The sequence below is a fragment of the Streptomyces plumbidurans genome (assembly GCF_019857225.1).
Lineage (GTDB): Bacteria > Actinomycetota > Actinomycetes > Streptomycetales > Streptomycetaceae > Streptomyces > Streptomyces plumbidurans.
Genome location: NZ_JAFJSY010000048.1, coordinates 60462 through 82529, shown reverse-complemented (window position 1 = coordinate 82529; position 22068 = coordinate 60462). Strand labels below are relative to the sequence as shown.

The window sequence follows — 22068 nt, the reverse complement described above, 5'->3', positions numbered from 1 at the left end:
AGGAGGAGGAACCCGTGACCCGCATCGACAGCGTGCGCGCCGCGACCGGTTCGGCGAAGGACAGCGTGCTGCACGCCGCGGAAGTGGTGGCGCCCTACGCCGACACGGCCAAGGACAGGGCCGCGCACTACGCACACGAGGCACGCGTACGGCTCGCGCCGAAGGTGTCCCAGGCCGCCGATCAGGCCCGCGTCCAGTACGGCGCCCATGTCGCGCCGCGCCTGGAGCAGGCCCGTACCCATGTACCGCCGAAGGTCGACCAGGCCGCCCATGAGGCCGCCGTCCGTACCGCGCTGGCCGCCCGGCAGGCCGCCGACTACTCCCGCCCGCGGCTGGAGCAGGCGATGGCCGCCGCCGGTCCCGTCCGGGACGAGGCCACCGCGCGCGGTGTCGCGGCGATGGCCGCGCTGCGCGGTCAGATCTCGCCCAAGGAGATCCAGAAGCTGGTCCGCAAGCATGAGCGCAGGGCCAGGGCCGGCCGTGCCATGAAGATGCTGCTGGTGGTCGGCGCTCTCGCGGGCGGTGCCTTCGCCGCCTGGAAGTGGTGGGACAAGCAGGCCAACCCGGACTGGCTGGTGGAGCCGCCCGCCGCGACGGAGGTTCCCGAGTCGGGTCGGCTGACCTCGGTGGACGGCAGCGGTCAGTCGGTACTGGACCCTGAGGTCCAGGCCAAGCAGGCTGAGGACGAGGCCGCGCAGCGCGACGACGGCCGGTGACATTTTGCGCGCCTAACTGCCCGGTGGGGCGGGAGACTTGAGGGTCTCCCGCCCCATCGCTGTGTTTCACGTGAAACACCGCTGTTGGTGTGAGCGAGACCGTCGTGCCGGGTCACGCGGGTTCACCGGCGGCGGGCGTTCATTGCGGCGTGAGCAGCTTTCGGTACCAGGGGGCGGCCTCGCTCAGCCGGGTGTGATGGCCGGGTCCCGGTGAGCAGTCGATGCGGGACCAGAGGGTGGAGCGGTACCAGCGGTCCTCGGCCAGCAGCCCCGCCTGATGTGCGCTGACCTTTCCGGGCGTCTCGCGCAGCCGGGCCAGGTAGTCGTCGAGGGCGAGGCCCTCCGTGGGCACCGGCAGACCGAGCGTCTCGCCGAGCAGGGAGACGAACTCGCGCAGGCTGGGTGCGTAGGGGTGGGCGGCGTGGTGTGTGGTGCCGGGCGGCAGGAGGTCCGGCGTCCGGGCGAGGGTGGCGAGCAGCCGGGCCAGGTCGTCGACCGCCACCAGCGACAGCCGGGCCCGGCCGTCCTCCGGCAACGCCTGTACACGGCGCAGGAGTTCGGCGAGAGAGGGGACCACCCAGATGTCCCCGGCGCCATAGACGAGCGGCGGCCTGAGCACCGTGCCGCCGGCCGCGAGCACGGCTTCTTCGGCCTGCAGGCGGGTGCGGCTGGTGGGCGAGGTGGGCTGGGGCACGCGTTCGTTCTCGGTGAGATCATGATGCGGTCCGGCGCCGTAGACCGCGGTCGTACTGACGAGGACGGTCCGCCGGACCCCGGCGCGCTCCGCCTCGGCCAGGAGCGCCCTGGTGCCGTCGACGTTGACCGACCGGTTCCGCTCCTCGTCGGCGCCGATGTAGGAGGCGCAGTGGAGCACGGTGCCGACCTTGTCGCACACCCCGTGCAGGGAGGCCGGGTCGGTGAGATCGCCCGTGACGTACTCGACTCCGTGCAGTGCGTCGGACGCGTCCGGTATCCGTCTCACCAGTGCCTTCACCGCTCCGGTCGGCGGTGGGCCGTCGTCGGTCAGCGCACGCAGCGCGGCCGAGCCGATGAAGCCCGTACCTCCGACGACAAGGACAGCTTTTTGTTTGTCTCCACGCGTGAGGTGCACGCTCAGATGGAACTCCGGTAGCCGCGCCCCTCGCAAGGCAACCGAAACAGACCAAGCGGTCTCTTCTCCTTACAAGAACTGTGGTCGATGCCATAGGGACCACCTCACCAGCCGAGAGGACGGGCCGTCAGAGAAGGCGCCCGCTTGTACGGGACTGCACTGATGGCGCTACGGAAACAGACCGGGTGGTCGGGTAGAGTTGCCGGCAGAACCTATGCGTCGGAGGGAAAGAAAGAAATGGCCAAGCAGGCTCGCGCGCTGCAGACGCGGCGCACGATCGTGGAGGCCGCGGCGAGTGTCTTCGCCGAGTACGGCTATGAACGCGCGGCCACGTCCGAGATCCTGCGCCGGGCGAACGTCACCAAGGGCGCGATGTACTTCCACTTCCCCTCCAAGGAGTCGCTCGCCCAGGCGATCATGGACGAGCAGACCGGCCTGGTGAACGTGGAGCCCGGGCTCTCCCCTCTGCAGTCGATCATCGACATCACGCACCAGTTCGCGTACGGGCTGCGGCACGACCCCATCGCCAGGGCGGGTACGCGGCTGTCCATAGAGGGTGTGTTCTTCAACGGCACGCACCCGTGGGGCGATTGGTTCGACCTCACCACCCGGCTGCTGGCCGAGGGGCAGGAACAGGGTGAGGTGCTGCCCCAGGTCGTCCCGCGGGAGACCGCGGAGTTCGTCGTCGGCACCTTCACGGGCGTCCAGTTGGTCTCCGAGGCCATCAACCGCCGGGCAGACCTCCGCGGGCGGGTCGTCGTGATGTGGCGTCACATCCTGCCGTCCATCGCCCATCCCGCCACCATCGCCCGGCTGCACCCGGAGGGCGTCACAGACCCGGCAGCGGCGACGGCACGAAACGCTTCCCTCGACGCCGCACAAGACGAGACCCGGGACGAGAACCGGAGCGAGACCCGGAACGGTGCGCGGAACGAGGTCGGGGCCGGCGCCGGCTGAGACGACCGGTCCAGGACAGCCGTAGGTGACGCTGGACCGAACAAAAGGCCCCTCCCGCCTGTGTTTCCGCAGACCGGAGGGGCTTTTCGTTGTGGAGCCTAGGGGAGTCGAACCCCTGACATCTGCCATGCAAAGACAGCGCTCTACCAACTGAGCTAAGGCCCCGTAATGGGAGCATCCCCCGGAAAAACCGCTTACCGGTGGGCGCCGCAGACCAGACTACCGGGTCACCCCGGGGATCTCGCAAAAAGATTGGGGCTCCCCGTGTACGACCACGCTTCGTAAGATGCTCGGCGTGGTTCGCTACAGCGAACCACAGTACTTGGGGAAGCGATGGGGAGACGCAATGGACGCCGCACAGCAGGAAGCCACCGCAAGAGCGCGGGAACTGCAGCGGAACTGGTACGGGGAGCCGTTGGGGGCGCTCTTCCGTAAGCTCATAGAAGACCTGGGCCTCAACCAGGCCCGTCTGGCGGGGGTACTGGGCCTGTCCGCACCGATGCTGTCGCAGCTGATGAGCGGCCAGCGGGCGAAGATCGGCAATCCGGCCGTCGTTCAGCGGGTGCAGCTGCTGCAGGACCTGGCGGGGCAGGTCGCGGACGGCAGCGTGAGCGCGGCGGAGGCCACCGAGCGCATGGAAGAGATCAAGAAGTCGCAGGGGGGCTCGGTGCTCAGCAACACCACGACCACGACCAGCAGTTCGGGTGCGCCCACGGTCAAGCGGGTGGTCCGCGAGATCCAGTCACTGCTGCGCTCGGTCGCCGCCGCGGGAGACATCATCGAGGCCGCGGACAGTCTCGCGCCGAGTCACCCGGAACTGGCAGAGTTCCTCCGGGTGTACGGCGCCGGCCGCACCTCCGACGCGGTCACGCACTACCAGGCGCACCAGAACTGAGCCCGGGGCCCGGTCGCCGAAGGGGGTTCGGCGACCGGACCGACGGCAGGGGAGAGGCGCAGAAGCGGGACGCCGGGGCCCGTATCACTCATCACACTCGTCGACGTACGACGCGAGGGGGCGCAGGGGGAGTCGTACCGCTCGTCGAGGGGCAGGCAAGGGGGTAGCCGCAGGGGGAGGAGCGACGCGCAGCCATGGGTGAGGTCTTCGCCGGCCGGTACGAACTGGTCGACCCGATCGGACGCGGAGGCGTCGGCGCCGTCTGGCGTGCCTGGGACCACCGCCGCCGCCGCTATGTGGCCGCCAAGGTCCTGCAGCAGAGTGATGCGCACTCCCTGATGCGCTTCGTCCGCGAGCAAGCGCTGCGGATCGATCACCCCCATGTGCTCGCGCCCGCCAGCTGGGCCGCCGACGACGACAAGGTCCTGTTCACTATGGACCTCGTCGCCGGCGGCTCGCTGGTGCATCTGATCGGCGACTACGGCCCCCTGCCCCCGGCGTATGTCTGCACTCTGCTCGACCAGCTCCTGTCGGGGCTGGCCGCGGTGCACGGGGAGGGTGTCGTGCACCGCGACATCAAGCCGGCCAACGTGCTGCTGGAGGCCACCGGTACCGCGCGTCCGCGGCTGCGGCTGTCCGACTTCGGCATCGCGATGCGGCTGGGCGAGCCCCGGCTGACCGAGACCAACCTCGTGGTGGGCACGCCGGGTTATCTCGCACCCGAGCAGATGATGGGCTCGGAACCCGACTTCCCGGCGGATCTGTTCGCCGTAGGGCTGGTCGCGCTGTATCTGCTGGAGGGTGCCAAGCCGGACGCCAAGGCGCTGGTGCAGTACTTCGCTGCGCACGGGACGCCGAGCGCGCCCAAGAGCATCCCGGAGCCGCTGTGGGAGGTCGTGGCGACGCTGCTGCAGCCGGACCCGGATACGCGGTTCCGCACGGCCACGGGGGCGCGCAAGGCCCTTGCCGCCGCCGTGGAGTTGCTGCCGGAGCCCGGCCCGGACGACGAGCTGATCGAAGTCTTCGACCAACTCGGGCCGCTGCCACCGGGGTTCGGCCCCACCGGGCCTCTCAATCCCGCGCCGGGAGTGGCGGCCGGACGGCAGCCGGACACCTCCGGGACCGTCACAAGTGCCGCTCCCCCGCAGTCCGTTGAGGCCGGAGCGGCGTCCACAGGCAGCACACCCCCGCGCGATCCCCGAACGAACACGAACACGGACACGAGCGCGGGCACCGCCCCGGAACCGTCCACCCCCACGCCACAGCCCTCCATGTCGGACACCGGGAGCTTCCAACTGCCGCCCCCGCAGGCGACCGTCTCCTCTGTCCGAACTCCCGCTCCCCGGACGCCGGCTCCACCCCAAGCGCCGGCGCAGCCCCACGCACAGCCCCACCAGGACCATCATCGTCAGCAGCAGCACGGCCACGTCTCCCCCCACGACCCCACGCATGTGCTGCCCTCCTCCCCCTCGCACGCACCGCAGTACTCCGCCGAGGCCCTGAACCCGGCGCCCCACCAGCGCGCCGATGCCTCTACTGCTTCGTACACCGCCCAGGTCCCGCAGGTTCCACTCTCCGCGCAGGGAATTTCGTGGGAGCCGGGAATGTCGCAGGGGCAGGGAATCGCGCAGGGGCAGGGGATTTCGCAGGAGACCACGCGCCGCAATCACCGGGCCCGCCCCGCACGCCGTCCCGGCCCGCCCGCCAAGGTCGCGATCCCGCTCCTGCTGCTGGCGCTCGCCTGCTACGCCGTGGGGTTCTGGGCGCTGACGCGGATCTGACCGGGCCGCACAACGGGCCGCTCAACGGGCCGCGGCCCCTGCCCCTGTCCTCCGCCGGGCCGTGACCGTCCACACGCCGAGCACGGCGAGCACCACCGTGCCCGCGCCGATACCGCCCACGGCCACCGCCGTCATCGTGGCGTCACCGGTCCCGGTCCCGCCCGCCGCCGCAGCTTCACGGTCGTCCGCCGTGACCTCGAAGAGGTGGTGCGGCACCGACTGCCCCGAGTAGCCGGGGCCCGCCTGCGCCGCGCCGCCGAGCCGTACACGCAGCTTGAGCCCGAACGGGCCGTTGCCGAACGTGTCGGCCACTCCTTCGGCGAGGTGCACCACGAGGTAGTAGGAGCCGGCGAAGCGCATGGCGTTCACCTGGTCGGTGACGGCGTAGCGATTGGCGTACTCGACGGGCGGCACAGGGGCGAGCGAGGCCGACTTCTGCAGACCGTCGTAGCCGACGCTCGCGTCCTCGACGCCGGCGCGCGCGGGATTGTAGAGCGCCAGGTCCAGGGCGCCCACCGTGTAGCCGTGGCCGCCGCCGCTCGCGCTGCCCAGTTCGGCGGTGGCGGACAGCTGCCGTCCCCAGTCGACGGGGACCTTGTAGAAGAGCGTCTGGCCGGGCGAGATGTCGGTGCGCCAGACGCCCTGTCCCACGGCGGTGGCCCGGGAGAACCCGGCGCCGCCCTCACTGCGCTTCGCCGGCCCAGAGACGGGGGCGGGCGAGGCGGAGTTCCATGACGTGGGCGGGCTGGTCGAGTCGGCCTTCTTCACCGGCGGCTCGGATACGGCGGCGAGTTCCAGGTCCCAGGCGCCGGGCGAGGACTTCGCCGTACCGACGCGCTCGACGACGACGTAGTAGGTGCCGGCGCCCTTGCACACCGGGTTGGCCGGGGAAGTGGTCCGCGCGCCCCAGGCCGTCACCGGGTGCGGGCTGTTGGCGGCACCGAAGCTCGCGCTCTCGTAGGAACAGGAGTTGCTGTCCTTGTTCTGCAGCGACACCCTGATGCCGTCCTGGACGGAAAGCGCGGCTCCCGCGCGCGGGACGGCCGTGACGGAGACGTACGTGTTCGACTCGGCGTCCAGGTCGAGGCTGTAGTAGAGCTTCTCGCCCTTGGAGAGAGAGCTGCGGTACGTCCTGCCGACCTCCAGGCCCGGGGCGTCCGTGGTCCCTTTCGCCCCGTCGACCTTCTGTGCGCCCTCCGCGAAGGCGTAGGCGGTGGCACCGGAGGAGTCGTCGGCGTTCGGAGCCCCGGCCGCCGCGTCGGCGACGGCGGGCCAGGCGGCCGGCACCGTCAGCGCGCACAGCACCGCTGCCGCGGCCGCCACGCGCGCGCGTGCGGCAGAGGAACGACCGCGCCGCCATGCCCCCGTACGCCACCACGCCGTACGCCGCCCCATCACGCGCCACCCCTCCCGTCGTCCGCGCCCTCGTCCGCGCCTTCGTCGGCGCCCTCGTACGAGCCCTCGTCCGGTCGCTCGTCCGGACCGCCGAACGTGGCCCATCCTGCCCTGCGCGACCGCCCCTCATCCGGGCAACACAAAACCCCGACCGCAAGGACGGCCGGGGTCTGCTCAGATTCCGTTGTCGATACTCAAGAACCCGTGGGCACGGAGTCAGTCGCCTCCGTCCACAGATCCTGCTCGGCGCGATCCGCCTGGATCTGGCGGTACACGAGGAGTCCGCCGATGGCGGCCAGTGCGACCAGGAGAAGCTTCTTCACCGCGCGACCTCGTCCTTCTTGACGTAGGGGACCTCTGGCGCCCGACTATACACACCGACCGATACCGATCGGTGACCTGTGTGGGCGCCCAACTCCCCTCCGGCGTACCCCAGTAGAACCGGACAACACCGCTCGGATCTGACGGTGATCACATCCTCACGGACGGTTACTTTCCACCCGATTCTTATCTTTTCTTGCGGTTTGCGCCCATCCGAGTGGTGTTCATCCGAACTTCGACGCGCCACGGCGCCAGGTCCAACACTTCGCGGCCCCCATACACATCATGAGGAAAGTACGCAAATCGCCCGACCCGAAAGTGAGGGGCCATGGCCCGGAACCAGGTCACGAAGCTGTGGACCACCATCGTCACCGCCTTCCTCGCGCTGTGCACGGCGCTCGGACTCATCACGACGACCGCCGCCGCGGCCGTACCTCAGCCCGAGCCGGCCGGCAACAGCACGAACACGACGCCCGTGACGACGCCGACGCTCCCACAGTGGTCCTGGACCTTCGCCGCAGCCCTGCCCCCCACGATGAAACAGCGCATCAGCGCCGAGGCCCACGGGAAGTCCCCCAGCTGCCGACTGCGGCCCTCGGCGGACACGGACGAGTGCGCGCCCACGAGCGTGGACCTGGACGTACGGACGGACACCTTCGCCTCAGTCCCCAAGCAGGCCACTCCCCTCCAGCTCTGAGCGCCCCGCCCCGCACCCCGACCCAACGGCGAACTTGCGTATTGCGTACCAGATCCGCCACACGAAGACCCCCGACCCCATCCGGTCGGGGGTCTTCGCACGTGATCGACGCGGATCGACAGTTGGGCTCAGGACAAAGGCGGCAGGATCTTCGCCTTCGGAGGCTTGTCGATCCTCGGACTGACGCCGTAGTCCGCCCATGTCGTGATGAAGAGATGCTTCCCGTCACGGCCTACGGCCCGCAGCGGCACCGGCTCACCGGTGGTGGCCAGGTAAGTGGTGCTCTCCAGACCGCCCTGCTCGGCCTTCACCGCCAGGACCGGCCGCCCCTTCAGTCGGGCCTCGGACCCCTTCGTGACCGTGAAGTGCTGCTGCTTCAGGACGGAGAAGCGCAGATGGCAGGCTGCCTTGGTGTGCTGTGCCAACTTTCCGGCGAAACCCGGTGAGTCGACCTCGACCGGCAGGTAGCGCCCCGGCTCCACCGGGGCGCCTGTCCGGTCAGCCAGCTTCGCACTGCGCTGCTGAGGGGTGATCCAGGTCCGTTCGCCGAGGGTGGTGAAGCGCCAGGCGAAGCCCTGGTCACCGGTGAGCACGCCGCTGCAGTCGTCGCCGCCATGCAGCGCGTGAACGTCACTGACCCGGTGGCCGTCCGACACCTGCACGGTGTGCACCGACGCCGCATCCAACGCCTTGTCCACGCGGGCGAAGATACGGTCCACCGACTGCCCCTCGATCCCGTTGGGCTCGATCCCGTTGGGCTTGGTCCCGTTGGGCTCGATCCCGTTGGGCTTGGTCCCGTTGGGCTTGGTCCCGTTGGGCCCGCCGCCCGAGCCGTCCCCGCTCGATGAGCAGCCGGCCGTCATCGCCACGGCGGCCAGGCCGATTCCGAACGCGTAGAACGCCTGTCTGCCACGCCTCAACCCTGGCAAAGCCCCCACCATCCCCCTGGATGTCAAAGACCCCCAACCATGACTGGTTGGGGGTCTACATGCTGGTGGGGCTAACAGGATTTGAACCTGTGGCCTCATCCTTATCAGGGATGCGCTCTAACCAACTGAGCTATAGCCCCGCCGCGCTCTGCGGTGTGTGTCCCGCGCGCTGACCCCTGAAGATTAGCGCACGACAAGGGCAGTCCCAAAATCGATAGTCAGGGGGGCTCACTCGTCCTCGGCGAGCGTCAGCTCGACGCCGCCGACGAAGCCCGCGGACAGGTTGTAGATGAAGGCGCCGAGGGTCGCGAGAGCCGTCGCGAGGACGACGTCGATGACCGCGATGATCGACGCGAACATCAGGACGTGCGGGAGCGAGAGGAAGGACTGCAGGTCGAAGCCGTTCGACTCGTTGGAGCCGGTGGCCTCGGAGATGGTGCCGCCGACCGTGGAGAAGACGCCCATGGCGTCCATCACCATCCACAGCACGGCGGACGCGACGATCGTGCAGATGCCCAGCGCGATGGAGAGCAGGAAGCTCACCTTCATGACCGACCAGGGATCGGCCTTGGCCACGCGCAGCCGTGCCTTGCGGATACGGGGCGTGGTGCGCGCGCCGGTGCGCGGGCGCCGTACGCCGCCGGTCGGGGCCTGGGCCTGGTTCTGGTAGGCCTGCGGCGGGTGGTACGGCCCTGCGGGCTGTTGCTGCTGACGCTCCCCTGGGAGCGGGGAGACCGGCTGCGGCGGCGCGGGCTGGGGCTGGGCGCCCGGCGCGGCCGGGCCCGCTCCAGCCTGCTGCTGGGTCTGCGGGCCTCGGGTGTCCGTCACAGTTCCCCCCTGGGATCCATGAGTGTCGTGCGAGGGCTGGTCCTGCCCGCCGGCGTCGATCTTGCGCAGTTGGGTCGTGTGCGGATCCGCCGCACGCGCGGCGGAGCCACGGCCGCCGCCGTCCGTCTCCGTACTGGAGGTACCGGCCGATCCGGCGCCCGTGGCTCCGCTCACGCTGACTCACTCCTCGTGCTACTCGGCCGAGGGCGCCTCACCCTCGTCCGTGCCGGTCGTCGCGGCACCCTCGGCGGTCTCGTCCACGGCATCGGCGCCGTCGACCTCCTCCGCCTCGCGTCCCGCCTCGGCGTTACGTGCGATACCGACCACGGCATCGCGCTTGCCCAGGTTGATCAGTTGGACGCCCATGGTGTCACGGCCCGTCTCCCTGACCTCGCTGACTCGCGTACGAATCACACCGCCCGACAGCGTGATGGCGAGGATCTCGTCGGCCTCCTCGACCACCAGCGCGCCGACGAGCGACCCGCGATCCTCCACGATCTTGGCGGCCTTGATGCCGAGGCCGCCGCGACCCTGGATGCGGTACTCGTCGACGGCGGTCCGCTTCGCGTACCCGCCGTCTGTGGCAGTGAACACGAACGTACCGGGTCGAACAACATTCATCGACAGAAGTTCGTCGCCCTCGCGGAAACTCATGCCCTTGACACCGGAGGTGGCCCTGCCCATGGGGCGCAGGCTCTCGTCGGTGGCGGTGAACCTGATCGACTGGGCCTTCTTGCTGATCAGAAGCAGGTCATCATCGGCCGAAACCAGCTCTGCTCCGATCAGTTCGTCGTCGGAACCGTCCGCCGTCTCCCGGAGGTTGATCGCGATGACACCACCGGAGCGGGGCGAATCGTAATCCTTCAAAGACGTCTTCTTGACCAGGCCGCCCTTGGTGGCCAGGACCAGGTACGGCGCCGCCTCGTAGTCGCGGATCGCCAGGATCTCGGCGATCGACTCGTCCGGCTGGAAGGCCAGCAGGTTCGCGACGTGCTGACCGCGCGCGTCACGGCCGGCGTCGGGCAGCTCGTACGCCTTCGCCCGGTAGACCCGGCCCTTGTTGGTGAAGAACAGCAGCCAGTGGTGGGTGGTCGAGACGAAGAAGTGGTCGACGATGTCGTCTTCCTTCAGCTTCGTGCCGCGCACGCCCTTGCCGCCGCGCTTCTGCGCGCGGTAGTCGTCCGTCTTGGTGCGCTTGACGTAGCCGCCGCGCGAGACGGTGACGACGATGTCCTCCTCGGCGATGAGGTCCTCGATGGACATGTCGCCGTCGAAGGGCACCAGCATCGTCTTGCGGTCGTCGCCGTACTTCTCGACGATCGCGGCGAGTTCCTCGCTGACGATGCCGCGCTGACGGGCCTCGGAGGACAGGATCGCGTTGTACTCGGTGATCTTCGCCTGGAGTTCGTCGTGCTCCTGGACGATCTTCTGGCGCTCCAGGGCGGCCAGTCGGCGCAGCTGCATCTCGAGGATGGCGTTCGCCTGGATCTCGTCGATCTCCAGGAGGTCCATCAGGCCCCCGCGCGCGATCTCGACGGTCTCACTGCGCCGGATCAGCGCGATGACCTCGTCGATGGCGTCCAGGGCCTTCAGCAGGCCGCGCAGGATGTGCGCCCGCTCCTCGGCCTTGCGCAGCCGGAAGCGCGTACGGCGGACGATGACCTCGATCTGGTGCGCCACCCAGTGGCGGATGAACGCGTCCAGGGAGAGGGTGCGCGGGACGCCGTCGACCAGCGCCAGCATGTTGGCGCCGAAGTTCGTCTGCAGGTCGGTGTGCTTGTAGAGGTTGTTCAGCACGACCTTGGCGACCGCGTCCCGCTTCAGCACGATCACGAGCCGCTGGCCGGTACGGGAACTCGTCTCGTCGCGGACGTCCGCGATGCCGCCGATCTTGCCGTCCTTCACCAGGTCGGCGATCTTCTGCGCGAGGTTGTCCGGGTTCGTCTGGTACGGCAGCTCCGTGACCACCAGGCACTGGCGGTTCTGGATCTCCTCGACCTCGACGACCGCGCGCATGGTGATGGAGCCGCGACCGGTGCGGTACGCCTCCTCGATGCCCTTGCGGCCCACGACCAACGCACCGGTCGGGAAGTCGGGGCCCTTGATGCGCTCGATCAGCGCGTCCAGGAGCTCCTCGTGCGAGGCGTCCGGGTTCTCCAGGTACCACTGGGCACCGGAGGCCACCTCGCGCAGGTTGTGCGGCGGGATGTTGGTCGCCATGCCGACCGCGATACCGGCCGAGCCGTTGATCAGCAGGTTCGGGAACCGGGCCGGCAGGACGGTCGGCTCCTGGGAGCGGCCGTCGTAGTTGTCCATGAAGTCGACGGTTTCCTCGTCGATGTCACGGACCATCTCCATCGACAGCGGCGCCATCTTGCACTCGGTGTAGCGCATGGCCGCCGCCGGGTCGTTGCCCGGAGAGCCGAAGTTGCCGTTGGAGTCCACCAGCGGCATCCGCATCGACCACGGCTGCGCGAGGCGGACCAGCGCGTCGTAGATCGAGGAGTCGCCGTGCGGGTGGTAGCTGCCCATGACGTCGCCGACGACACGGGCGCACTTGTAGAAGCCGCGCTCGGGGCGGTAGCCGCCGTCGTACATGGCGTACAGGACCCGGCGGTGGACGGGCTTGAGGCCGTCACGGACGTCGGGCAGCGCACGCGAGACGATGACGGACATCGCGTAGTCGAGGTACGAGCGCTGCATCTCCGTCTCGAGCCCGACGGGCTCGAGACGCTGGGCGATGACGCCGCCCTCGTCAGAGGGGGCAGGAGTGTTCTCGTCGGCCATTGCTGGTGAAGGTCCTTCCTGGTGCGGTCAGCTGAGACCGACTCAGATGTCGAGGAAGCGGACGTCCTTGGCGTTGCGCTGGATGAACTGGCGGCGGGCCTCGACGTCCTCGCCCATCAGGACCGAGAACAGGTCGTCGGCCTGGGCGGCGTCGTCGAGGGTGACCTGGCCGAGGACGCGGTGCTCCTGGTCCATGGTCGTGATGCGCAGTTCCTCGGCGTTCATCTCGCCGAGACCCTTGAAGCGCTGGATCGTGTCTTCCTTGATGCGCTTGCCGCGCTGGCGGCCGAGTTCGACCAGGGCGTCGCGCTCGCGGTCGGAGTAGGCGTACTCGACCTCGTCCCGGCCCCACTTGAGCTTGTAGAGCGGGGGACGGGACAGGAACACGTGACCCGCCTCGACGAGCGGGCGCATGAAGCGGAACAGGAAGGTCAGCAGCAGGGTGCTGATGTGCTGGCCGTCGACGTCGGCGTCCGCCATCAGGATGATCTTGTGATAGCGGAGCTTCTCGATGTCGAAGTCCTCGTGCACGCCCGTGCCGAAGGCGGAGATCAGCGCCTGGATCTCCTGGTTCTGCAGGATCTTGTCGATCCTGGCCTTCTCCACGTTGAGGATCTTGCCGCGGATCGGGAGGATCGCCTGGTACTGCGGGTTGCGGCCGGACTTGGCCGAGCCGCCGGCGGAGTCGCCCTCGACGATGAAGATCTCGCACTTGGTGGGGTCGTTGGACTGGCAGTCCGAGAGCTTGCCGGGCAGCGACGCCGTCTCCAGCAGGCCCTTGCGCCGGGTCAGGTCGCGGGCCTTGCGGGCCGCCACGCGCGCGGTGGCCGCCTGGATGCCCTTGCGGATGATGTCCGCGGCCTCGACCGGATTGCGGTCCAGCCAGTCGTTCAGGTGCTCGTAGACCGCCTTCTGCACGAAGGTCTTGGCCTCCGTGTTGCCCAGCTTGGTCTTCGTCTGGCCCTCGAACTGCGGCTCGCTCAGCTTGACCGAGATGATCGCGGTCAGGCCCTCACGGATGTCGTCACCGGTGAGGTTGTCGTCCTTCTCGCGCAGCAGCTTCTTGTCGCGCGCGTACTTGTTGATCAGCGACGTCAGCGCGGCCCGGAAGCCCTCTTCGTGCGTACCGCCCTCGTGCGTGTGGATGATGTTGGCGAAGGAGTACACGCCCTCGCTGTAACCGCTGTTCCACTGCATCGCGACCTCGAGGGACAGGCTCTTGTCCTTGTCCTCCGCCTCCAGGTCGATGACGGTGTTGTGGACCACGTCCCCCTTGCGGGAGTTGAGGTACTTCACGAAGTCGACGATGCCGCCCTCGTAGTGGTACGTGACGGCCTTGACCTCGGCCTTCTCGTCCGCACCCGCCTCGTCCGCACCGGTGGTGGCCTTCGCCGACTCGCGCTCATCAGTGAGTTTGATCGTCAAACCCTTGTTGAGGAACGCCATCTCCTGAAAGCGCCGCGAGAGCGTCTCGAAGGAGTACTCGGTGGTCTCGAAGATGTCCGGGTCGGCCCAGAAGGTGACCGCGGTACCGGTCACGTCGGTGGCCTCGTGCTGGGCGAGCGGTGCAGTGGGGACGCCCATCTTGTAGTCCTGCGTCCAGCGGTGGCCGTCGGTCTTCACCTCTACGGCGACCTTCGCCGACAGCGCGTTGACGACGGACACACCCACGCCGTGCAGACCGCCGGAGACCGCGTAGCCGCCACCGCCGAACTTGCCGCCCGCGTGCAGCACGGTCAGCACGACCTCGAGGGCGGGCTTGCCCTCGGAGGCGACGATGCCGACCGGGATGCCACGGCCGTTGTCGACGACGCGCACGCCGCCGTCGGCGAGGATCGTCACGTCGATGGTGTCCGCGTGGCCGGCGAGCGCCTCGTCGACGGAGTTGTCGACCACCTCGTACACGAGGTGGTGCAGTCCTCGCTCACCGGTGGAGCCGATGTACATACCGGGGCGCTTGCGGACCGCGTCCAGGCCTTCGAGGACGGTGATGGCGCTGGCGTCGTACGAGGCGGTGACCTCGCCGTTCGACGAGGTCACCGCGCCGTTCTCGCCGGCGTCGGTGGACGGGATGTTCTCGTTGGGGTTGCCGGAATCGGCCACGAAGCGCCCTTTCTGGCACAGCACGAGCCAGGCTCTGGGGGTCCCCCCTCCGGAGGGTTGCCGGAGCGGCTGCGGCATGTTGCGTTGGTAAGCCTTGTTCAGCGTTGCTCAGCTTTTCCCGGACGGTCCCCACGAATGGGGCGGGATTGGCCTCCAGTCTACCGGTAGCGCCGACAGTGATGGGGGTTTGCCGGTACCTGAGTCCGCATGTGCCGCCCTCAACCGGCGTCTTCCGGGTCCCCATATACGGAACGGGGCTCCAAGAGGCTCACAGCGGCACTCAGCGCTTCCGGCTGTCAACCCTTGGCTACTTGGGAGTCAGATAGGCATTCGCATCCGCACGCCGGGGTGCAACGAAGCGGCCGCCGGCGCATCGAGAAGAGCGCCGGCGGCCGGTGAATGTGAGGTCTGTCACCCATACGTGTCGCCGGGTCCCCTGCTGCCCGGGGCACGCAGGGGACCGTAGCGACGAGCGGGCCCGTTGGGGCCGTTCACCTTGATCACCCGCACCGCGCCGTGCCCGAGATCCTCGTTGAGACGGGCGACGAGCGTCGGGGCCAGCAGGCGCAGATTCGTCGCCCAGGCCGTGGAGTCGCAGCGCACGACGAGCACCCGCTCGTCCTCGTCGTACTTCTCCGGCTCGCAGTGCTTGGCCACGTCCTCGCCGACGATCTGCGGCCAGCGGCCCATCACCCCGCCCACCGCCGCGGGGGTCTCCCAGCCGCGCTCGGTGATGAGCCGGTTGATCGCAGCGCCGAGCGCCATGGGGTCGCGTCCGTCGGCGCGCGCGCCGGAGCGCAGGCCCCCACGCCGCGCCTGCTTCTTCTGCTGCGCCGCGTCCCCACGCGCGCGTGCGTATTCCTTGGCCGCCCTGAGCGCCACGCGCGCGAGGTCGACTCCGGACGGCTCGGGGGTCTTGTCGGGTACCGGCTCTGGTACCGGCTCTTCGTTCGTCATACGCGCTCCACCGTCCCGTCCGACACGGAGAACCGCGTCCCGGCCAGTACGTGCGGTACGTCGTCGTCGACCGCGGCCGTCACCAGCACCTGCTCACCCGGCGCGACCAGCTCCGCCAGGCGCTCGCGGCGGCGGGTGTCGAGCTCGGCGAAGACGTCGTCGAGAACGAGCACCGGCTCGTTCCCCTCGGCCCGCAGCAGGTCGTACGAGGCCAGGCGCAGCGCCAGCGCGTACGACCAGGACTCGCCGTGGGAGGCGTAGCCCTTGGCGGGCAACTGGCCGAGTTTGAGCAGCAGATCGTCCCGGTGCGGGCCCACGAGGGTGACGCCCCGCTCGATCTCCTGCTTGCGCGCCTCGGCGATGGCGGCCATCACCTGCTCGTGAAGGTCCTCGCGCGTGTGCGCCTCGCCGGGGGCGGACGGCTTGTACTCCAGGGCCACCGGGCCGCCCCCCGGGGCCAGTTGCTCGTACGCCTTGTCGGCCAGCGGCTGGAGCGCGGCGATCAGATCGAGGCGCTGGGCGAGCAACTCCGCGCCGACGCGCGCCAGATGCTGGTCCCAGACGTCGAGCGTGGACAGGTCCATGGAGCGGCCGCCGTGGCGTCGGGCCAGCGCCGCCGACTTCAGCAGCGTGTTGCGCTGCTTGAGGACCCGCTCGTAGTCGGAGCGCACGCCGGCCATGCGCGGGGAGCGGGCGGTGATCAGCTCGTCGAGGAAGCGGCGCCGCTCGCCGGGGTCGCCCTTGACCAGGGCGAGGTCCTCGGGCGCGAACAGCACGGTCCGTACGATGCCCAGCACGTCACGGGGCCTGACCTGCGAGGATCTGTTGATACGGGCCCGGTTGGCCTTGCCGGGGTTCAGCTCCAGCTCGATCAGCTGCTGCCGTTCGCCCTGCCGGACCTGGGCGCGGATGACCGCGCGGTCGGCGCCCATGCGGACCAGGGGCGCGTCGGAGGCGACCCGGTGGCTGCCGAGGGTGGCGAGATAGCCGACGGCCTCGACGAGGTTCGTCTTGCCCTGGCCGTTGGGTCCTACGAAGGCGGTGACGCCCGGGTCGAGCGGAACTTCGACCCGGGCGTACGAGCGGAAGTCGGCCAGCGACAGATGCGTGACGTGCATGGTCGTTCGCCGACCTCCCCCAGCGTTCGTGGATCCTCGGCCGGGTGGGGGCCGGTGGATCGGTGGACTGTTCTGTCGTGTCTGTCGTGCTGTGGACTACTTCTTCTCGACCGCGTGGCCGCCGAACTGGTTGCGCAGCGCCGCGATCATCTTCATCTGCGGCGAGTCCTCCTGGCGGGAGGAGAACCGCGCGAAGAGCGAGGCCGTGATCGCCGGCAGCGGCACGGCGTTGTCGATGGCGGCTTCCACAGTCCAGCGTCCCTCACCGGAGTCCTGTGCAAAACCCTTAAGCCTGTCGAGGTGCTCGTCCTCGTCCAGGGCGTTCACCGCGAGGTCCAGCAGCCAGGAGCGGATGACCGTGCCCTCCTGCCAGGACCGGAAGACCTCGCGCACGTCCGTGACCGAGTCGACCTTCTCCAGCAGCTCCCAGCCCTCGGCGTAGGCCTGCATCATCGCGTACTCGATGCCGTTGTGGACCATCTTCGCGAAGTGGCCCGCACCGGCCTTGCCCGCGTGCACCGCGCCGAAGGTCCCCTCGGGCTTGAGGGCGTCGAACACCGGCTGCACCCTGGCGACGTTCTCCGCGTCGCCGCCGTACATCAGCGCATAGCCGTTCTCCAGGCCCCAGACGCCCCCGGAGACGCCGCAGTCGACGAATCCGATGCCCTTGGCCGCCAGCTCCTCGGCGTGCTTCTCGTCGTCCGTCCAGCGGGAGTTGCCGCCGTCCACGACGACGTCGCCGGGCTCCAGCAGGTCGGCGAGCTCGTCGATGGTGGACTGGGTGGGGGCTCCGGCCGGGACCATCACCCAGACCACGCGGGGGCCGCTGAGCTTGCCCACAAGCTCGTCGAGGCTGTGGACATCGGCAAGGTCCGGGTTGCGGTCGTATCCGATGACGGTGTGGCCTGCGCGGCGTATCCGCTCGCGCATGTTGCCGCCCATCTTGCCGAGGCCGACGAGACCGAGCTCCATCAGTTGTTCCTTAGGTTGCTGTGTGGCGTGTGGGGCACGTTCGTACCTGTGTCCGAGCCTAGACCCGGACGTCCACGCACAGCTGTGGGCATACCCGCTCAAACGTGACCCCCAACCCGGCCCGACCTGCGGGTACCCACAAGGCCGGGGGTCACTGTGGACAACGCTCAGCCGCTGAGCCGCACCGGCATGATCAGGTACTTGTAGGCCTCGTCCGCCTCCGCGTCCAGAGCGGGCTTGCCGCTCAGCAGCGCGGGCTTCGTGGAGGTCGTGAACGACAGCTGGGCCACCGGGGAGTCGATCGCGCTCAGGCCGTCCAGCAGGAACGTCGGGTTGAAGGCGATGGAGATGTCGTCGCCCTCCAGCTGCGCGTCCACCCTTTCCACAGCCTGTGCGTCATCGCTGGAGCCGGCCTCCAGGATGAGCACGCCCTGCTCGAAGCTGAGGCGCACCGGGGTGTTGCGCTCGGCGACCAGGGCCACACGCTTGACGGCCTCCACGAAGGGGGCGGTCTCGATCACGGCGACGGAGTTGAACTCCGTCGGGAACAGCGTGCGGTACTTCGGGAGGTCGCCCTCCAGCAGGCGGGTCGTCGTACGCCGCCCGGCGCCCTCGAAGCCGATCAGGCCCTCGCCCGCACCCGAGCCGGACAGCGCCAGGATCACACTGTCGCCGCTGGTCAGCGCCTTGGCGGTGTCCAGGAGCGTCTTGGCGGGCACCAGCGCGACCGCGGAGGCCTCCGGGTTCTCCGGCTTCCACAGGAACTCGCGGACCGCGAAGCGGTAGCGGTCGGTGGAGGCCAGCGTGACGGTGTCGCCCTCGATCTCGATGCGCACACCCGTCAGCACGGGCAGCGTGTCGTCCCGGCCGGCGGCGATGGCCACCTGGGAGGCGGCGGAGGCGAAGACCTCACCGGGGACGGTGCCCGTCGCGTTCGGCATCTGCGGCAGTGCCGGGTACTCCTCCACAGGCAGGGTGTGGAGTGTGAAGCGCGAGGAGCCGCAGACCACGGTCGCCCGTACACCGTCTGTGGAAATCTCCACCGGGCGGTTGGGCAGAGCGCGGCAGATGTCGGCGAGCAGTCGGCCGGAGACGAGGACGGTGCCCTCTTCCTCGACCTCCGTCTCCACGGACACGCGCGCGGAGACCTCGTAGTCGAAGCTGGACAGGCTCAGGGCGCCGTCCTCGGCCTTCAGCAGAAGGCCGGCGAGGACAGGCGCCGGCGGACGGGCCGGGAGGCTGCGCGCCGCCCAGGCCACTGCCTCCGCGAGTACGTCGCGTTCCACCCGGATCTTCACTGTTGCCGCCTCCTGCTGTTGCCGGCGCTTCTCGCCCTGCCTGGCTCCGTCGTCTGTCTCGGTGTCGCCGGTCCCGGTGAAGGGAAGGACACCGGGGAACAGTCTGACGCACGGCACTGACAGTAGGTGCCTCTCGGGGTCAAGTCGTGACGAGGGGCAGCCGGGCACCGGACGGCGAGTTGTGCACAGGACCCACTTCGAAGCGAACTTCTCCCTCTCTCTAGTTGGGAGTAGTAGTAGGGGCTGTGGAAACCGTGGATAACCCCGTTTGCCCAGCTCAGGGCCGAGATTTTGTCCACCGCCCCTGTGGGCGGAGGCAGTGGACAACTCCGGGGTTCTGTGGAGAACAGAAAGTTCTGCACACCCCGTGCACAGCCTGAGGCGACTTCTCCCCAGGCTCGTCCCCAGCTTTGACCGGCTTTCCCACAGCCCGCCCCGGCAGCTTGGTGTGACGCCTTTCACTCGACACGGTGATCAGGCGCGTCGTGTTGCCGAACAGTGGACAGCCATGTGGAGAAGCGGCCGATCGCTGGGGACAACCGGGCCCAGCCTGTGGGTTGTCGGTGGACAACTTCGTGCACAGCTTGTGGATCACTTCTTCGTCCACAGTCTGTGGAGATCCTTTGTCCACGAATCCACAGCCACCTGACCTGCCTCGATGGGTTGTGGGCAGGTCTCCTGTGGATCGTGTTCTGGACAACTTCGCGGTCCCCAGGATGTGGAAGGAAAAAAGTCCCGCAATCTGTGGAGAGAGACCGTAACCCGGCAGGTAATCGAACAGCGGCCTGCGACCGACACGACGAAGGGCGCCCACCGGATCTCCTCCGGGGGCGCCCTGCAGACGTGTCGGGGACGGGGCGGTGCCGCCGTCAGCCGTTCTTGATGCGGTTCGTCAGCTCCGTCACCTGGTTGTAGATGGAGCGCCGCTCGGCCATCAGATTGCGGATCTTGCGGTCCGCGTGCATCACCGTGGTGTGGTCGCGGCCGCCGAACAGCGCGCCGATCTTCGGCAGGGAGAGGTCCGTCAGCTCCCGGCACAGGTACATGGCGATCTGGCGGGCCGTCACCAGGGCGCGGCCGCGCGAGGTTCCGCACAGGTCCTCGACCGTGAGCCCGAAGTAGTCGGCGGTGGCGCTCATGATGGCGGTGGAGGTGATCTCGGGGGCCGAGTCCTCCCCGCCGGGGATCAGGTCCTTGAGGACGATCTCCGTCAGACCCAGGTCGACCGGCTGCCGGTTGAGCGAGGCGAAGGCCGTCACCCGGATCAGCGCCCCCTCCAGCTCGCGGATGTTGCGCGAGATGCGGGAGGCGATGAACTCCAGTACCTCCGGCGGGGCGTTGAGCTGTTCCTGCACCGCCTTCTTGCGCAGGATCGCGATACGGGTCTCCAGCTCGGGCGGCTGGACGTCGGTGATCAGACCCCACTCGAAGCGGTTGCGCAGCCGGTCCTCCAGCGTCACCAGCTGCTTGGGCGGCCGGTCGCTGGAGAGCACGATCTGCTTGTTGGCGTTGTGGAGCGTGTTGAAGGTGTGGAAGAACTCCTCCTGCGTCGACTCCTTGTCCGCCAGGAACTGGATGTCGTCGACGAGCAGGATGTCCATCTCGCGGTAGCGCTTGCGGAAGCTGTCGCCCTTGCCGTCGCGGATGGAGTTGATGAACTCGTTGGTGAACTCCTCCGAGCTGACATACCGCACGCGCGTGCCGGGGTAGAGGCTGCGGGCGTAGTGCCCGATCGCGTGCAGCAGGTGCGTCTTGCCGAGCCCCGACTCCCCGTAGATGAACAGGGGGTTGTAGGCCTTCGCGGGTGCCTCGGCGACGGCGACCGCGGCCGCGTGGGCGAAGCGGTTGGAGGCGCCGATGACGAACGTGTCGAAGAGGTACTTGGGGTTCAGGCGTGCGGTGGGCTCACCGGGGCCGGGCGCCGGCGCGGGCTGCGCTGCCAGCGGGCCGGGGGCGCCGGAGGCGGGCAGGTTGGGGCCGACGGGGCCGCCCCGGTGGACGTGCCCGGAGCCGGTCGCCTGTTCGGGCAGCTCCCGGCGGGCGTCGCGCTGGTCGTAGTCCTGGCGCGACTGGTCGTAGTCGGAACGCTGCTGCTCGTACTCGGAGCGCTGGGGCTCGTAGGGCGGACGCTCCATCGGCTGCGGCCGGTAGTCCTGCGAGGGCGGGGCGTAGGTGTCCTGGGTCTGCGATCCGTACGAGTCCTGTCCGGACGGTCCGTAGGAGTCCTGGGAGGGCGAGGCGTAGGGATCGCGCTCGGGGAAGCCGAGGCGCTGCTGCTGCCAGCTGTACTCGTCCTGCGAGGGGCGCGGCCAGGAGCCGGGCTCGGGGCGCTGGTATTCGCCGGGGTAGGCCGGGCGCGCGGTGGGGAGCTGGTCGGTGCGCGGATGCGGCAGCTGTTCGGGCCGGGGGTGGGGCAGCTGGTCGCCGGGGGCGCCGGGGAGCTGCTCGGAGCGGGCGGGGCGGTGGTCGTCGCCGCGGTGGCGGCCGTAGCCCTCGTACTGGCCGGAGGGGAGCTCGGGCTCCTCGTAGCGCTGCTGGGAGCGGGCCGGGGGCGCGGGTGGGCCGGCGGGCTCGCCCGCGGAGTCGTCGACGGTGATCGCGATGCGGATGGGGCGGCCGCACTCGCGGCTCAGGGTCTCGCTGACGATCGGGGCGAGCCGGCCCTCCAGGACGCCCTTGGCGAATTCGTTCGGGACGGCGAGCAGTGCGGTGTCGGCGACCAGCGCGAGGGGCTGGCAGCGGCGGATCCAGTGCTCGTCCTTCGTCTCCACTCCCTGCCCTCGCCCCTCACCGAGGAGTTGCTCGAGTACTCGTGGCCACACTGCGGCAAGATCGGCAGGTACGTCAGCCACAGGGCACGCTCTCTCACGGGGGTCCCACGAACGTGTGGTTCTGGGACGAGTCGGGATTCAAATGGGGTGGAGCAGGTAGAGGGGAACGAATCGGAGTTCAGCCACGGTAGTCAGGGCGACGGGTGCGGTTCAAGTTGTTGTCCCCAGCCTGTGGATAGTGTCTCTCAGTGACCACTGGTTTGACCGGATGGCGTAGCCCCGCGTACCGTAACCAGGTCGAGTTGTCGATGGCTGCTGCCGCCTGCCTCCGAAGGGCACAGATCGCGTCAGGTGATCGGGAAGCGGTGCACTCGGGCGTAACTGCGAGCTACTCGTGGGCGCACGGTGACAGCCAGCACGGCATTCGCAACC

At 69.1% G+C, this 22068-nt stretch carries 17 protein-coding genes and 2 tRNA genes; 5 read left to right on the top strand and 14 right to left on the bottom strand.

Translation table 11 applies throughout. The features are described from left to right. Window positions 1–14 precede the first annotated feature (14 nt). The gene (locus JYK17_RS27245) at window positions 15–716 is read left to right on the top strand and encodes a DUF5324 family protein (RefSeq protein WP_108010467.1); all 702 of its coding nucleotides are present in this window, start codon (window positions 15–17) and stop codon (window positions 714–716) included. Between the two features lie 139 nt (window positions 717–855). Here JYK17_RS27245 and JYK17_RS27240 read toward each other — a convergent pair whose 3' ends face one another. Further along, window positions 856–1827: an NAD-dependent epimerase/dehydratase family protein gene (locus JYK17_RS27240; RefSeq protein ID WP_222811373.1), complete on the bottom strand. Its 972-nt coding sequence runs from the start codon at window positions 1825–1827 to the stop codon at window positions 856–858. A gap of 237 nt (window positions 1828–2064) precedes the next feature. Between JYK17_RS27240 and JYK17_RS27235 the strand changes: the two genes are divergently transcribed. Next, a complete protein-coding gene (locus JYK17_RS27235; protein ID WP_128802404.1) occupies window positions 2065–2784 on the top strand; it encodes a ScbR family autoregulator-binding transcription factor in 720 nt (239 codons plus the stop codon). Window positions 2785–2876: 92 nt separating this feature from the next. On the opposite strand, the gene JYK17_RS27230 is transcribed toward JYK17_RS27235, so the two are convergent. Further along, window positions 2877–2949: transfer RNA gene (locus JYK17_RS27230), tRNA-Ala, on the bottom strand. 181 nt (window positions 2950–3130) lie between these two features. Here JYK17_RS27230 and JYK17_RS27225 point away from each other — a divergent pair. Continuing rightward, window positions 3131–3679, top strand: a complete 549-nt coding sequence (locus tag JYK17_RS27225) for a helix-turn-helix domain-containing protein (RefSeq protein ID WP_108010461.1) — start codon at window positions 3131–3133, stop codon at window positions 3677–3679. A gap of 194 nt (window positions 3680–3873) precedes the next feature. After that, the gene (locus JYK17_RS27220; protein WP_222811372.1) at window positions 3874–5460 is read left to right on the top strand and encodes a serine/threonine protein kinase; all 1587 of its coding nucleotides are present in this window, start codon (window positions 3874–3876) and stop codon (window positions 5458–5460) included. Between the two features lie 21 nt (window positions 5461–5481). Here the strand turns inward: JYK17_RS27220 and JYK17_RS27215 are convergent, their stop codons facing one another. Both JYK17_RS27215 and JYK17_RS27210 read right to left on the bottom strand, forming a co-directional pair. After that, window positions 5482–6855: a hypothetical protein gene (locus JYK17_RS27215; protein ID WP_222811371.1), complete on the bottom strand. Its 1374-nt coding sequence runs from the start codon at window positions 6853–6855 to the stop codon at window positions 5482–5484. Window positions 6856–7049: 194 nt separating this feature from the next. Next, window positions 7050–7178 (bottom strand): DLW-39 family protein, encoded by a 129-nt coding sequence (locus JYK17_RS27210; protein WP_003999697.1) that lies wholly within the window; start codon window positions 7176–7178, stop codon window positions 7050–7052. A 326-nt stretch (window positions 7179–7504) separates the two neighbouring features. Here JYK17_RS27210 and JYK17_RS27205 point away from each other — a divergent pair, with 326 nt between their 5' ends. Next, complete coding sequence (locus tag JYK17_RS27205; RefSeq protein WP_108010455.1) at window positions 7505–7873, top strand: DUF6344 domain-containing protein; 369 nt, start codon at window positions 7505–7507, stop codon at window positions 7871–7873. A 128-nt stretch (window positions 7874–8001) separates the two neighbouring features. Here the strand turns inward: JYK17_RS27205 and JYK17_RS27200 are convergent, their stop codons facing one another. From JYK17_RS27200 to dnaA, 10 genes are all read right to left on the bottom strand, one after another. Next, window positions 8002–8793: a hypothetical protein gene (locus JYK17_RS27200; protein WP_222811370.1), complete on the bottom strand. Its 792-nt coding sequence runs from the start codon at window positions 8791–8793 to the stop codon at window positions 8002–8004. A gap of 72 nt (window positions 8794–8865) precedes the next feature. Further along, window positions 8866–8942, bottom strand: a tRNA-Ile gene (locus tag JYK17_RS27195). Window positions 8943–9030: 88 nt separating this feature from the next. Next, window positions 9031–9804, bottom strand: a complete 774-nt coding sequence (locus JYK17_RS27190; protein ID WP_108010451.1) for a DUF3566 domain-containing protein — start codon at window positions 9802–9804, stop codon at window positions 9031–9033. A gap of 18 nt (window positions 9805–9822) precedes the next feature. Next, entirely contained in the window at window positions 9823–12417 is a 2595-nt protein-coding gene (gene gyrA, locus JYK17_RS27185; RefSeq protein ID WP_108010449.1) for a DNA gyrase subunit A, read from the bottom strand. 42 nt (window positions 12418–12459) lie between these two features. Then, window positions 12460–14544, bottom strand: a complete 2085-nt coding sequence (gene gyrB, locus JYK17_RS27180; RefSeq protein WP_108010447.1) for a DNA topoisomerase (ATP-hydrolyzing) subunit B — start codon at window positions 14542–14544, stop codon at window positions 12460–12462. Window positions 14545–14931: 387 nt separating this feature from the next. Next, on the bottom strand, window positions 14932–15477 hold the full coding sequence (locus tag JYK17_RS27175) for a DciA family protein (RefSeq protein ID WP_222811369.1): 546 nt from the start codon (window positions 15475–15477) through the stop codon (window positions 14932–14934). Next, window positions 15474–16595, bottom strand: a complete 1122-nt coding sequence (gene recF, locus JYK17_RS27170) for a DNA replication/repair protein RecF (RefSeq protein WP_108010443.1) — start codon at window positions 16593–16595, stop codon at window positions 15474–15476. The genes JYK17_RS27175 and recF overlap by 4 nt, the downstream gene beginning before the upstream one ends. 96 nt (window positions 16596–16691) lie before the next feature. Then, the gene (gnd, locus tag JYK17_RS27165; RefSeq protein WP_108010441.1) at window positions 16692–17567 is read right to left on the bottom strand and encodes a phosphogluconate dehydrogenase (NAD(+)-dependent, decarboxylating); all 876 of its coding nucleotides are present in this window, start codon (window positions 17565–17567) and stop codon (window positions 16692–16694) included. Between the two features lie 167 nt (window positions 17568–17734). Then, window positions 17735–18865 carry a DNA polymerase III subunit beta gene (gene dnaN, locus JYK17_RS27160; RefSeq protein ID WP_108010439.1) on the bottom strand — a complete coding sequence of 377 codons (1131 nt, stop codon included), beginning with the start codon at window positions 18863–18865 and terminating at the stop codon, window positions 17735–17737. Between the two features lie 869 nt (window positions 18866–19734). Then, on the bottom strand, window positions 19735–21717 hold the full coding sequence (gene dnaA / locus JYK17_RS27155) for a chromosomal replication initiator protein DnaA (RefSeq protein WP_222811368.1): 1983 nt from the start codon (window positions 21715–21717) through the stop codon (window positions 19735–19737). Between the last annotated feature and the right edge of the window lie 351 nt (window positions 21718–22068).